Origin of the sequence: Phyllobacterium sp. YR620, assembly GCF_900104165.1 — a bacterium.
Taxonomy (GTDB): Bacteria; Pseudomonadota; Alphaproteobacteria; order Rhizobiales; family Rhizobiaceae; genus Phyllobacterium; species Phyllobacterium pellucidum.
On sequence record NZ_FNJP01000006.1, the window covers coordinates 173,710 to 186,981 of the forward strand.

10 protein-coding genes are annotated in these 13,272 nt (G+C 59.1%); 4 read left to right on the forward strand and 6 right to left on the reverse strand.

Features of this window, described 5'->3' with window-relative positions; all coding sequences use genetic code 11:
• Positions 1–23 precede the first annotated feature (23 nt).
• Positions 24–1,949, reverse strand: coding sequence for an adenylate/guanylate cyclase domain-containing protein (locus BLR72_RS19130; RefSeq protein WP_175492410.1), 1,926 nt, complete (start codon positions 1,947–1,949; stop codon positions 24–26).
• Between the two features lie 219 nt (positions 1,950–2,168).
• Between BLR72_RS19130 and gltS the strand changes: the two genes are divergently transcribed.
• Positions 2,169–3,362: a sodium/glutamate symporter gene (gltS, locus tag BLR72_RS19135; protein ID WP_091951092.1), complete on the forward strand. Its 1,194-nt coding sequence runs from the start codon at positions 2,169–2,171 to the stop codon at positions 3,360–3,362.
• A gap of 20 nt (positions 3,363–3,382) precedes the next feature.
• On the opposite strand, the gene BLR72_RS19140 is transcribed toward gltS, so the two are convergent.
• Complete coding sequence (locus BLR72_RS19140) at positions 3,383–3,694, reverse strand: hypothetical protein (protein ID WP_091951094.1); 312 nt, start codon at positions 3,692–3,694, stop codon at positions 3,383–3,385.
• 213 nt (positions 3,695–3,907) lie between these two features.
• Here BLR72_RS19140 and BLR72_RS19145 point away from each other — a divergent pair, with 213 nt between their 5' ends.
• From BLR72_RS19145 to BLR72_RS19155, 3 genes are all read left to right on the forward strand, one after another.
• Positions 3,908–5,584 (forward strand): alpha/beta hydrolase, encoded by a 1,677-nt coding sequence (locus BLR72_RS19145; RefSeq protein ID WP_244506760.1) that lies wholly within the window; start codon positions 3,908–3,910, stop codon positions 5,582–5,584.
• A 150-nt stretch (positions 5,585–5,734) separates the two neighbouring features.
• Positions 5,735–6,226, forward strand: a complete 492-nt coding sequence (locus BLR72_RS19150) for a DUF1269 domain-containing protein (protein WP_027232239.1) — start codon at positions 5,735–5,737, stop codon at positions 6,224–6,226.
• A 151-nt stretch (positions 6,227–6,377) separates the two neighbouring features.
• On the forward strand, positions 6,378–7,427 hold the full coding sequence (locus BLR72_RS19155; protein ID WP_244506761.1) for an AI-2E family transporter: 1,050 nt from the start codon (positions 6,378–6,380) through the stop codon (positions 7,425–7,427).
• Between the two features lie 5 nt (positions 7,428–7,432).
• Here BLR72_RS19155 and BLR72_RS19160 read toward each other — a convergent pair whose 3' ends face one another.
• From BLR72_RS19160 to BLR72_RS19175, 4 genes are all read right to left on the reverse strand, one after another.
• Entirely contained in the window at positions 7,433–8,878 is a 1,446-nt protein-coding gene (locus BLR72_RS19160) for a metal-dependent hydrolase family protein (protein WP_091951095.1), read from the reverse strand.
• Between the two features lie 146 nt (positions 8,879–9,024).
• Positions 9,025–11,172, reverse strand: coding sequence for a TonB-dependent siderophore receptor (locus BLR72_RS19165; protein ID WP_091951097.1), 2,148 nt, complete (start codon positions 11,170–11,172; stop codon positions 9,025–9,027).
• Positions 11,173–11,307: 135 nt separating this feature from the next.
• Positions 11,308–12,192 (reverse strand): helix-turn-helix domain-containing protein, encoded by an 885-nt coding sequence (locus tag BLR72_RS19170; RefSeq protein ID WP_091951099.1) that lies wholly within the window; start codon positions 12,190–12,192, stop codon positions 11,308–11,310.
• A 9-nt stretch (positions 12,193–12,201) separates the two neighbouring features.
• Complete coding sequence (locus BLR72_RS19175; RefSeq protein ID WP_091951101.1) at positions 12,202–13,263, reverse strand: siderophore-interacting protein; 1,062 nt, start codon at positions 13,261–13,263, stop codon at positions 12,202–12,204.
• Positions 13,264–13,272 lie beyond the last annotated feature (9 nt).

The window sequence follows — 13,272 nt, forward strand, 5'->3', positions numbered from 1 at the left end:
TTAACCATTTCGGCAGCGTGAAGCTACTTTGGTGCGGACCGTGTCTCGGCCGCCTGTTCCAAGCCTTCCGGACGATCTTGAGTGCGCAACCCAACGAGTTCGAACACGTCGAGCGCACCCTTGCGCCCTTTGACCGCCCGGGCGCCGAGTGACCGGAAGACAAATCGGTCGGCGCAGGCTTCTACAGTATGGCTGCTCACCAGTATCAGTGTGCCAAACTCCTTGTTGAGGCCCTCGAGCCGCGATGCGACGTTTACTGTATCGCCCATGCCCGTGTATTGCAGCCGGTCCTCCGCACCGACGTTACCGACAACCGCAGCGCCAGTGTGAATACCGAAACGCGTGACGAACTCCGGGGAGCCGGCTTCGCGTTGGCGAGAATTGAACACATCGAGGTCGGCTTTCAATCGCAAGGCGCAGCGGCAGGCGTTGGCCGCGTGATCCTCATCGGCGACGGGCGCGTTCCACATGGCGTAGACCGAATCGCCGAGAAATTGGATAATGGTCCCGTGGTTCTCGCGCACACCCCGGCTTATGAGGTCGAAATAATCGGACAGGAGCGCCACCACCATTTCCGGTTCGTTACTCTCGGAGAGGGTCGTGAAGTCGCGTATGTCAGTGAAGAGCACCGTCACCACCTGGCGCGTGGCGCTCCGATCGCCTAGCAGATCCGACTCAACGACGCGCCGGACAAGTTCCTTCGGCACGTAGAGGCCGAAAGTGGCAATGGCCGCGCGCGCGGAGGCGAGCGCCGATGCGAGGGACCCGATTTCCGAGATTCGAGAGCGGATCGGTTTGACGGGAGCAAAATCCAGATCCTTCAACCGCAGGGCCTGGCCAGTGAGTTTGGTCAGCGAAGCACTGATCATCCGCGAGACGAGGATGGCCATCGCAAGGCCGATGGCCAGAACGGCCAGCGCCGTCAGCAATCCCCGACGCAAGAGCACGTTGGTTTCAGTGGTGAAATCGGACTGTGGCGCCGCCACCACGATCGTGCTGCCTTTCAAGACAGAGGTGAAATCGACGGGAACGAAGAGCATCACATAGGTCTCGTTACCCGCGCTGAATGTGGTCGCACCCTTTCTTTTCCCGCTTCCAATCGTCTGCATCAACGTTGGGAGCAGCGGGTCGAGCGTTGCAAGCGCAGAAACATCCGGAACGGCGCCGCCCTCGGCGCTCGCCAGAAGGCTATTCATTATCCGGGTATCGGAATGAACAATGAGCTTGCCGTCCGTATCGAAAACATAAGCGGTCGAGCGCGGCGAGATGCGTTCGTCGGCGAGGAAATCGGCGATGCTGCCAAGCCGAATATTGGCGGCGACGACGACGCTCGGATCCGATGCGTGGCTAACGGCAAAGGTCTTCACCTGATTGCCGGTTAGTGGCATCGCATATATTGGGCTCACCACATTGCCGTCAGCGGCGATTGCCGCCTTGTACCAAGGGCGCTGGCGCGGATCGTAGTCCGCGCTCACCGGGTCGCGTATCTCAAGAACGTGGCGCTTCTCGTCTAGGAAACGCCAGGTTGACATGGGGTGGCCGCCATTGCCGGGAGCGATGATCTGAATGGCAATCGTTGCGTTTTCCGGGGGCTTCAAGTTCGCCCGCGACTGCTCGTCCTTGTGGAAGTTGAAGGCTCGAATGAACGATCCGTCGGGATAGCCGACCTGCAAACTGTCGAGATCCGGTGCAAGGAGCGCTGCTTCAGCTAAGAATTCGATCTTTTCTGCAAGCTGGTCGGGGGGCGGCGCACGAAATGAGTCGAGGACGCCTACAAGGCCTACAAAAGCCAGTTTATCGGAGAACAGCACCCGATAATGGTCAACGATACGTTCGGAAAGCGAGGCCATCTGCTCGTCGATCGCAGCGAGAGCAGCCTGCCGTGCCCGGTCGAACCCGAGCCACAGCAACGGCGCTGACACGCCGATAAGCAGCAGTACAATGATCACTCCGAGATGGACTCGAAGGGGCCGTGTCCAAAACGATCGAGAAGACGATTTCATATTCTGGCACGACCACGATGTTCGCGAATGACCTATGATAGAAGCAACAGCACCGTTTCTGCAACTTATCGGTGCAACATGCATTTGCCGAGCATTTCGGAGACTGGCAACATGGTACCGTGCAGGTGCGCCACAGGCCCAACTCCCGATGAGGTCCGATCCCCCATGCAAAATATCGAGTTCCCAGGTTTTGTCAGTCTGACAATAGCAATTGTCGTTTTCTTTATCGGCGCTGGTCTCAATGGCCGCATCGCGGCATTGCGGCGATGGAACATCCCTGAAGCCGTGACCGGTGGTCTGCTCGCGGCACTGGTGACGCTTCTTGCCTACCGCGTTCTGGGTATTGCGATTTCGTTTGATCTGGCGGCAAGAGACCTTCTGCTCCTCTACTTTTTTACCGGTATCGGTCTCAACGCGCGCCTTGCCGACTTGATTGCAGGCGGCATGCCGCTCCTTATCCTGCTCGGTTTGACGCTTGTCTATCTCGTCATTCAAAATCTTATAGCCGCTGGAAGCGCAGCCGCGCTGGGTTTGCCTGAAGGCATTATAGTTCTCATCGGTTCAGCTTCCCTGATTGGCGGACACGGCACGACCATCGCTTGGGCGCCCATTCTAGTTGAGCGTTTCGGGCTCACCAATGCGATGGAAATCGGTGTGGCGGCGGCGACACTTGGTCTTGTCATTGCGAGCCTGATAGGTGGTCCTGTCGCCGGTCTTCTGATCGCGCGGTATGGGCTGAAAGGCCCGGACGCTGCCCCCTCGATCGGGTTGCCGAACACGGCCCCGGAAGACGATCTCAATCACATCACGCTGCTGCGTACGATCCTCGTCCTTAACGTCGCCGTCCTTATTGGTTACGCAGTTGACGAACTCCTGGAGGATCTTGGGTTTCGTCTGCCACTCTTCGTTGCCTGCCTTCTGTCAGCAATCGTCTTGACCAATATCGTGCCGCGGATCATGCCGAACCTGTTCTGGCCGACGCGAACGCGCGCGCTGGCGCTCGTCTCCGACCTCTCGCTCAGCATCTTCCTCGCAATGTCGCTGATGGGCATGCAACTATGGACGCTGGGCGGGCTCGGTCCTTCGCTGCTTCTGGTGCTGGCACTCCAGACGATCGCGGCGATCGCCTATATACTCTTTGCGGTCTTCCCTCTCATGGGCGGCAATTATGATGCCGCGGTGATTGCCGGCGGCTTCAGCGGCATAAGCCTTGGGGCGACGCCGACTGCCATCGCCAACATGACCGCCATCACCAAGCTCCACGGCGCTGCGCCGATGGCATTCATCATCCTGCCGCTTGTGTCGGCATTCTTCATCGATATAGCGAACGCCTTCGCGATCGGCCTCTTCGTCAATTGACTAGGCGGTGCGATGAACCATCAACGCCTGCTGCTGATGCGACGCATGTCGACGATGCGGCCATCGCGTTGCCTCAGCGCAACCTCGAAACGGCTGCTGCCGCGCCAGGCGCGATAGACAAAAAAACGGCCCCGGCAATCGACGCGCCGGACATCGCGAAAACCGCGGCTGCGCAGCCGCCGTTCCCCTTCGCTGCAGGAGATCCCACGACCATTGCTGACGCTCGTACCAATGGTGACGGAGACGGTGGTGGCACTCGCCTCGCTTGGCAGCGCGACGGGCGAAAGCAGTATGCCGCAGGCCACGGCAAGCGAGACGAAAGATTGGCGCATGATGAGCTCCCGGATAGGCGGTATTCGAGGCAATCAGCGGCGTTGATGCCGGCCGGACAACTTTGGGACCAGACGCGTCGAAAAGCAAAACAATTGCTTTAGAATTGGCGCTATGAGCGATCGGGTGGTTAATATCAGCGTGACAGCAAACGGAATTGCTACCACTATTCAACGAGATAACGAGTCGGCGAAGTCGGTCGGGGGAAAACCGGTGTGAAAGCTTACCTGGCAGTATTGGCGAAGTCGTTTTCCGCGATCGGTCTTCTGGTTGGCATCCTGTTCTTTGCGGCGTCGCTGACGCCCAGCCTCATGCCGCGTTCGTATCTCGTCCAGGGGGCGCTCTCGGGGTTTTGCGCTGCGCTCGGATACGGTGTCGGCGTCGCCTGCGTCTGGCTCTGGCGTTATCTGGAAATCCCGGTACCCCGTGCCCGCGTTCAGCGCGCCGCCAACTGGATCGCGATCATTGTCTGCATCGGCACCGCAGGCGTTTTCCTGTGGAAGGCCGCGGGATGGCAAAACACGGTGCGCGGGCTCATGGGGCTCGGGCCGGTCGAGAGCGTCGAGCCGATCGAACTTGCCATCATCGCACTCGTTATATTCCTCGTTGTGATCATGCTGGCGCGCCTCTTCCGGCAAACATTCCGCCTGTTTTCCCGCTGGCTGAACCGGCTGGTACCGCGACGCATTTCAAACCTGGTTGGCGGCGTGCTCGCGGTTATCCTCTTCTGGTCAGTGGCACAGGGCATCTTGTTCAAGGGCGTCCTGCGCATGGTCGATACGTCCTTTCGTGAGCTCGACGCCCGCATCGATGACGGTTCGGCGCCTCCGGCGGATCCGAACAAACCCGGGGGCCCCGGCTCGCTTCTCGACTGGCAGAATCTCGGACGGCAAGGGCGCGCCTTCATCGCGACGGGACCCACGGGTGCCGAGATCGGCAGTTTTTTCAACGCAAAAGCACTTGACCCCGTACGGGTCTATGTCGGGCTGAACGCTGCGGAAACCGTCGATGAGCGGGCGCGTCTTGCCCTCGAGGAACTCAAGCGGGACGGCGGCTTCGAGCGATCCGCCTTGCTCGTCATCGTTCCGACAGGAACGGGGTGGGTCGATCCCGAGGGCATCGATACAGTCGAATTCCTTCACCACGGCGATATAGCCAGCGTCGCCATGCAGTACTCCTACCTCAGCAGTTGGTTGTCGCTACTCGTTGAACCGGGCTACGGAGCCGAGGCCGGGCAGGCGCTGTTTCGCGAAGTTTATCGCTACTGGACAACGCTGCCGCGTGACCACCGGCCGAAACTCTATCTTTATGGCCTCAGCCTCGGCGCCATGAACTCCGAACTTTCGGCCCACCTTTACGATATTATTGGCGACCCGTTTCAGGGCGCCCTGTGGAGTGGACCGCCCTTTCAGAGCCGCATCTGGAACTCAGTCACGGCGGATCGCAATCCCGGCTCGCCGGCATGGCTGCCGCGGTTCCGCGACGGATCCGTCATCCGGTTTACCAACCAGGACAACGCACTGAACATTCCTGACGCCGTCTGGGGCCCGCTTCGCATCGTCTATCTGCAATATGCCAGCGACCCGGTGACCTTCTTCGATTTCCACGCGCTCTACCGCGAACCCGCCTGGATGCAAAACCCGCGCGGCCCTGATGTCTCACCGAGCCTGCGCTGGATTCCGGGCGTGACCATGCTGCAACTGCTGTTCGACATGGCTATCGCGACGACCTCGCCCATGGGATATGGCCACGTCTATGCCCCTGAACACTATATCGACGGCTGGATAGCCGTGACCGATCCGCAGGGTGTGACGCCTGAAGATCTTGCTCGACTGAAGACATTTTTCATCAAACGGTCGCGCAGCGCTGATAATCCGCCAGCAAGTGATTGATCAATAGGGCAAATGCGGTGACGCGTCGATGGAAAAAGAAACGCGATGCATGGCCTTGGGATTTATTGCTAATCTCTTGCGCGCGCCGAGCAAGATATAGTTTTTCCAGTGCGCTACGGCGTTCATAACTTTGTGAAATTTGGAGGCAACATGTCTGATCTAATTGTGATCGTCTATCCCACCGAAGAAAAAGCCGAGGAAGTGCGCAATCGCCTTCTCGAGCTCCAGAAGGAATATCTCATTACGCTAGGCGATGCGGTAATCGCGACCAAGACCGACGCCGGCAAGGTCAAGCTGAACCAGATGGTCAGCACGACCGCGGCCGGTGCCGTATCGGGCAGCTTCTGGGGTCTGCTCATTGGCGTCCTCTTCCTCAATCCGCTGATCGGCGCCGCCGTGGGCGCGGCATCAGGTGCGCTCGGCGGAGCGTTGACGGATGTTGGCATCAACGACAACTTCATGAAGGATCTCGCGGCAAGCATCCAGCCCGGTAATGCCGCCTTGTTCGTACTGGTCCAGTCGATGACGGCTGACAAGGTCCTTAAGGACATTTCGCACTTTGGCGGCGTCGTTCTCAAGACCTCACTCGACGAGAGCAAGGAACAGGTCCTGCGCGACGCTTTGCAGAAGGCATCGTCGTGACCGTTTGAAGCGGGGGACGGCCATCAGCGGTTTCCCCTCGCTTCTCCAGCCGCAGTCGGCGGCGCGTTGGGCGCCCCTGACGGGTATTAGTGCTGACTTTTAAGAACAGAAATCAACGGGTAGGCCGGGCAAGGGTTGGGTTGACGAAGACATGACAGTCCAGAACGCCAAACCGATGATCGGCTACATTGCTGCCGGAATCCTGGTACTCGCGCTCCTGCGCTTTGGCCAATCCATATTTGTCCCGCTGGTCTTTTCCCTGTTCGTCATTGCGCTCGTCGGCCCGCTGCAGATCAAGTTGCAGCGCTGGATTCCGCAACTGCTTGCTCTGCTTGTGACGGTATCGGCAACGATCTTCATCATCATCGCCGTCGGTTCGTCCGTCACCTGGGGCTTCAGCAAGCTCGGCCAATGGCTGTTCGTCAATGCCCGCAGGTTCCAGGATGTCTACGTGCATTGGACCGACTGGCTGGAGGGACATGGCATTGCCATCGCGGGGCCTCTTGCCGATCGTTTCGATGTGACGTGGCTCGTCGGCCTTACGCAGGGACTTGCCGGCCGGCTCAACAGTTTTGCCGGATTTGCCTTGCTTGTCTTTGTGTTCGTGATGCTCGGCCTTTTGGAGATCGAGGCTTTCGGCAAGCGGCTGCGCTCTCCTGCCGTCCAGCCACAGGGCATGAGGATGCTTCACGCCAACCGCGAAATCTCGAAGAAGCTGCGCCGTTTCATGCTGGTGCGCACCTTTGCCAGTGTCCTGACTGGTTTGATCGTCTGGGCCTTCGCGTTGATCGCAGGTCTCGAACTTGCGGCAGCCTGGGGCGCTATCGCCTTTACGCTCAACTATATCCCATTCCTCGGGCCGTTTGTGGCAACCTTCCTGCCGACCCTCTTTGCCATAGGTCAGTTCGATTCGTGGCAGATGGCTCTAGCGGTATTCGTCGGGCTGAACCTGATCCAGTTCCTGATAGGCAGCTATCTCGAGCCGTTATTGATCGGCACGTCCTTGGCGATCTCGCCCTTTGCCGTGATTTTCTCGGTGTTCTTCTGGAGCTTCATGTGGGGGGTGCCGGGCGCGTTCATTGGCGTTCCGATTCTGATCGCCTTCATCATCTATTGTGAACAGTCGCCCGGGGCGAGGTGGATTGCGGTATTGTTGTCGGCAAAGCCATCCGACGACGATACGGACGAAGCTGCGACCTGACGCAGCTATCCGCTCAGGGTGTTTTTGTGAATCCTGCCATCCTTCATGATGACGGCGAGATGCTTCTCCGGCTCATTCATAAGATTGATGTTGTCCAGCGGATTCCCATCGACCACCAGGATATCGGCGAACGCGCCCTCCTCCACCACGCCAAGCTTGCCAGGATAGGGATTGCGCAGGTTGGAAAGCGCCAGAAGCTCGGCATTGGTCGATGTCGCCATGCGCAAGATCTCGGCGTTTGTGTACCAGCGGCTGAGATGCGTGAGCATGGTGCCCTGCCTTGCCGTCATCTGCGGAGAGAACAACATGTCGGATCCCCACGCAGTCTTGATGTTATGCTTTTTCGCAAGTTCGTAAGCAGTAAGCGTACCGGCGAAGACCTGCTGCAGCCGGTCGAAACTCGGCCCGGTCAGCGGCACTGAATCCTCCACCGAGAGAAACGGCTGGATGCTTAGCCAGACGCCCTTGTCCGCCATCAGGCGTGCCGTCTCCTCATCCATGAGATGGGCGTGCTCGATGCAGGCCGCCCCGGCATTGATGGCCCGCTGTACTGTATTCGGCGCGTAGGCATGGACCGTTACATAGGTGTTCCAGTCGCGCGCCACCGAAACGCCGGCGCGCAGATCATCCTCACTGAATGTCGACATGTCCAGCGGACTGCGCGGCGACGAAACACCCCCGCCCCCGACAAGCTTGATCTGCGACGCACCCTGCAGCATCTGCTCGCGGACGCGCATGCGCACTTCGTCGGCGCTATCGGCAATCATGGCGCCGCCGGTTTGTTCGATCAGGCTAAGCTGGGCCGGGTTGCGCGGTATCTCCGAAAGCGTGCGCAGATCGCCATGACCGCCGGAGGTCGTAATCATCGCGCCCGACGGGAAGATGCGGGGCCCGGGTATGACGTCGTTGTCGATCGCCTGCTTGAACGTGAATACCGGTCCGCCGACATCGCGCACTGTGGTGAAGCCGCGCATCAGGGTGCGCTCCGCTTCGGCTGTCGATGCCGTGAAAATTGCACCTGGGTCGCCGGTCGTTGCGATGCCGACGGGGACGGCCGCGAAGAGCGTGTGCCAGTGGGCATCGATCAGGCCCGGCATCAGCAAACGGTCGCCGCAATCGATGACAGTCGCATCTGAGGGCGGCGGGCTATTGCCAGTGTCGATTGTGGATATCCTGTTGCCCTCAACCAGGACCTGAACACCGGTTCGCGCGGTGTCGGACTTACCGTCGAACAGCTTCAACTGCCGGAAGAGGACTTTTGCGGGCTGTGCGGCGGCCTGGGCGAATGCCCCGCGCGGCGTCGCGGCGGCGGCAATTGTCGCGGCGACACCAGTCAAGAATCCGCGGCGTGTCAGATCTTCCAGGCGGCGGCATACCTGCTGCAATTCCGGCGACAGGCAGGCGCAACCGGCGCCGTTGACGAGGTGCTGGTACTTCTCACCAAGACGCATTGCGATGCCCCTTTGCACTACTTCAGGTTGAGGTCATCTTATACCAGCTAGCCCGATCCAATGCATTGAAGAAATCGGCAAGTGCGGCCGAATAAATGATGGGCAGTACAGCAGCTTGCAGCACTGCTCGTCGCCGGCCTTATCCGCTACCAGGTCAGATGCGCCTTGAGCAGGGCCTTGCGGCCTTCGCCATAGGAACAGACGAGCAGCCCCTGGCAGCCCGACACATAATCCTTGTCGAAGAGGTTGGTAACGTTGAGATCGACGCCCCAATTGTCCTTCTTGTAACCAACTTTGAGGTCGAGGAGGGTCGCGTCCGGAACCTTCAATGTATTCATGGCGTCCGCATAGCTCGAGCCGACATAGCGCACGCCACCGCCGACCGCGACACCTTCGAGCACCCCGGTCTGGAATGTGTATTGCGCAAAGAGCGAGGCCTGTATTTCGGGGATGAGGTAGGGGCGCTTGCCGATCAAGGCTATATCCGCATCGTCCTTCACTTCCATGTCGAGCGCAGTAAATGCCGCGGTCAGCCTCCAGGCCTCGGTGATATTTGCCTGCGCCTCGATTTCAAAGCCGCGCGAATTGACCTCGCCGACCTGGTATTGCGCCAGGAAAGGACCGGTCAGGACATTCTCCTTGGTCAGATCAAACAGCGCCGCCGTGATCAGACCATCGAACGTGGTCGGGCGGTATTTGACGCCGACCTCATATTGATGGCCGGTCTCTGGCTTCAGGAAATCGAGATTGGCATCGACGCCGATCTCTGGGCTGAAGAAGGTCGAGACGCTGGCATAGGGTGTAAGACCGTTTTCGAACTCATAGGCAATGCCGGCGCGCCCGCTCGTGCTGCCGTCATTGCCGTCATAGGATGGCTTGCCGGTCGCTTCGGTCTTCACGTAGTCGTAGCGGCCGTTGAGGGTAACGAGCCATCCATCGCCAAAACGCAGTTGATCCTGTGCGTAAATGCCGATCTGGTTGCGCTTCAAAACCTGGTCGATATAGGGCGTGAACATCGGACCCTGCGGTGCGCCATAAACCGGATCGACGGCGCTGATTGGCGTCGCACCACCCGTCGCCTGCATCTGGTCGATGTTGAAGTATTTATATTCGGCGCCGAAGAGCAACGTGTGTTCGATGGGACCGGTGTTCACCGTCCCCTCGAGTTGATTGTCGACGATGAAGGTGTTGACAGTCGTGTCGTGAAGGAAGTTGATCCGTGACAAATCGTAGTTGTCGCCCACCGGCTGTTCCGAGAACGGCACATATCCGAACGGATAGAGCGAGTGCTCGCGGACGTCGCCGTAACCATATCGAAGGTTCTGGCGCACCGTCCAGTCATTGTCGAACGTGTGTTCCAATTCGTAGCCGATAGCGGCCTGTTCGCGATTGTAGTCGTCGACCCCCGGCTCGGTGAAATTGGCATCGCGCTTGATCTTGCCGAACGGCGCGTCGACCACCGTTCCATAGTACGGCAGGAAGCTGCCGCCGCCATGGGTCTCATCAAGGTGGGTGTAGTTGGCGAGCACGGTAAATTTGGTCGACTCGTCCGGTTTCCACGTGAGACTTGGCGAAATCACGCCAAGAAACTCCTGTGAGAGATCCGTATAACCGTCGCCGCCCTGAATTTTGCCATTGATGCGGTAATCCACGACGTCGGAAGCCTTGTCGCCAATATCGAAGCCAAGATAACCCGTGCCGAAGCTGTCGATCCCGGTTTCGACATAGCGGAGGCGTTCGCCAGTCGGCCGCTTGCTGATAAAGTTGACGATACCGCCCGGATTGCTGCCGCCATAAAGGACCGAGGCTGGTCCCTTGAGGACTTCGACGCGCTCGATGCCCCATGAATCGATGAAGAAGCCGCCAAACCCATAGCCGAAGTTCTGAAGGCCATCGAGAAAGGTACCCTTTTGGGTAGCGTCGAAGCCACGGATATAGAACCAGTTGGTATCGCTGTCGGAACCGAAAGGCTGAGTGAAGACGCCGCTCGTAAAGCGCAGCGCCTCGTCGATCTTCGTCGCGCCCTGATCATCCATCTGTTCGCGGCCGACGACCGAGACTGCCTGGGGAATTGCTTCGATCGGCGTATTCGTCTTGGAGCCGGTTGTCGTGCGTTTTGGAACGAATCCCTGTACCGGTCCGGTGGCCGATCCGTCGCTCTGGTCGATGACGATCGGATTGAGCTCGATGTTGGAGGTCGTGCTCTGCGCCCTCGCTCCAAGCGATCCGAAACAAACGAGCAACGCAACCCCGCCGCTCAAGGCAAAGGTTGCTGACCGATAAACCCCACGCATTCTACCCTCTTCGACATAGACGGCCGAGCCGACCGCAATAATATTAAGTTGAGTATATATATCAACTTTTAAGAATTGGATTGAAAGTTTCTGTCGCCTTTTGAACGGTTTTGGTCCGAACTTGCCGATGGGAAGCTATTTGCAGAGATCGCGCAGCCAGGCGGCGGGGGTGATTCCAACGATCTTCTTGAACATGCGAGTGAGGTGCGCCTGATCGGAGAAGCCGGTGGCGGAGGCGATGGCCGGCAATGATGAACCGGGCTGTCTTAACAGCGCTTGTACCCGGCGCATCCGTGCCTTCATCTGCCACTGATGCGGCGCGACACCGGTGGAGGCCTTGAAGGCATGGCTGAAATAGGATTGTGACAGGCCAGCAAGGCCAGCAAGTTCCTCGAGGCGAATATTGCGCAGGCAATTATCTTCGATATAGCCGGTCACGGACCGCAACTGGCGCGGCGAGAGCTGGCTGCGTTGACGTTTCTGTTCCTGCGCGATGCCGAAAAGCTGGACGACTAGGGCTGTTGTCAGTCCATCGCCATAAAGGTCGTGTAAGGGCTGCTCCTTCAGGCACTCCTCGGCAATCAGTCTGGCAAGGCTCGCAATGCGGTCATCGAAGAACATGAGGCGGGGAGCGCCGAGCGTTCCGCATTTTCTCGCCTCCGGAAACCGATGCGACAGGACCGCAAGATCGAAATGCAGATCGAGGTGGCGCAGATATTCCACACCTTCGCCGCGACCCCAAACCGGAAGGCCCGCAGGTATGTAGCTCATTGGATAGAAGGCGACGTCGCCAGGCGAGCCATGCGAGGCCGGGCCAAGACCGACACTGAAGGTCCCGGAGCCTGCCTTGTCGAGGGTTACGAACAAACGCGGATCCTCGGATATATACTCGCCCTCGGCGCCAGGCTCGCATTTGACTGACCAGACATCGGCAACGACACCGGTCCAGGCCCGCCACTTCAGCTCGCCAAGAACCGTGACGCCTTCGACTTTGCTCGTCATCCTTGGATGAAACGTCATCGTTTCGCGCTACCCTTCGTGCCCATGGCGCCAGTAAGAGACGACGAGATGTTCCTCCCGCGCCAACTTGCGTTCCTTGCGCACGTGATTGCGAATGGATTTGAACGCCGAAAATTCGCAGCCGGCCCAGACAAAGACCCGCACATCCGTTGGAAACACCACCTTAGCGACTGCTTCGGGAAGCAGATCTGTTGTACCGGCGGCCGCGCCGGAACGATGCAGCCAGACAAGATCGAGATCGCAGGCCGCAGTAAGGTTTTGCTCATCTGCCTCGTCCTCGACTTCAATCCGCACCACGACCTTTGCAGCTGCAGGCAGACGCTCGAGCATGCGACCGATCGCAGGGAGGGCCGTCTCATCGCCGGCAAGAAGATACCAGTCCGCTTCCCCGACATCGCCGCCGCCCGGCCCTGTCATGCCGACAAGGTCACCGGGCATGGCATTGAGAGCCCATTGCGAACCGGGAGTTCCATCATGGATGACGATATCGATATCGACCTCGCCCCTGGCGGCATCAATCTTGCGAATGGTGTAGACGCGCGAGACGAGTTTGTCGCCTCCTTCCGGCCATTCCGGGCGACCGTCTTCGCCCATCACCGGCCATCGTGGTTGCGCGATGCCGTTCGGCGGAAACAGCAGGTGCACATGCAGCCCGCCATATTGGAACCGCGCAAGGTTGTTGCCCCGCAGCGTCACCCTGCGCATCCTCGGCGAGACATTGCGGCTTTCGACCACGCGCATTTCGCGGAAGAATGGCGGCACGCTTCCCACGGCCCCGTCACCCTCCCAGACAATACGTGGCCTTTCCGCCCGCGCAAATTCCAGCACGTGGTTGGCAAGCGCATATTTCATATAGGCAAGTCCGGTCTCGTCCTCGCCTTCGGCTGTCAAGGACAGGCTGTCCCCGTCGGCCGCAAGGTCAGCCTTGCCATACGTTAGACCGATGGTGCCGCCTTCACGACGCCGTGTGACATCCCCATGCTCTGAAAAGTGATCAAGCAGCTTGTTGAGATGCAGTGCAGGATTGGTGAGGGCGATCCGCGCAGATGCGCGCAAAATTGTGTCTGGCATATTGACCTC

Coding starts and splice junctions, on each gene's coding strand:
- gltS (WP_091951092.1), top strand. CDS start 2,169: ATGCAAAATATCGAGTTCCCAGGTTTTGTCAGTCTGACAATAGCAATT.
- BLR72_RS19140 (WP_091951094.1), bottom strand. CDS start 3,694: ATGCGCCAATCTTTCGTCTCGCTTGCCGTGGCCTGCGGCATACTGCTT.
- BLR72_RS19150 (WP_027232239.1), top strand. CDS start 5,735: ATGTCTGATCTAATTGTGATCGTCTATCCCACCGAAGAAAAAGCCGAG.
- BLR72_RS19155 (WP_244506761.1), top strand. CDS start 6,378: ATGACAGTCCAGAACGCCAAACCGATGATCGGCTACATTGCTGCCGGA.
- BLR72_RS19160 (WP_091951095.1), bottom strand. CDS start 8,878: ATGCGTCTTGGTGAGAAGTACCAGCACCTCGTCAACGGCGCCGGTTGC.
- BLR72_RS19165 (WP_091951097.1), bottom strand. CDS start 11,172: ATGCGTGGGGTTTATCGGTCAGCAACCTTTGCCTTGAGCGGCGGGGTT.
- BLR72_RS19170 (WP_091951099.1), bottom strand. CDS start 12,192: ATGACGTTTCATCCAAGGATGACGAGCAAAGTCGAAGGCGTCACGGTT.
- BLR72_RS19175 (WP_091951101.1), bottom strand. CDS start 13,263: ATGCCAGACACAATTTTGCGCGCATCTGCGCGGATCGCCCTCACCAAT.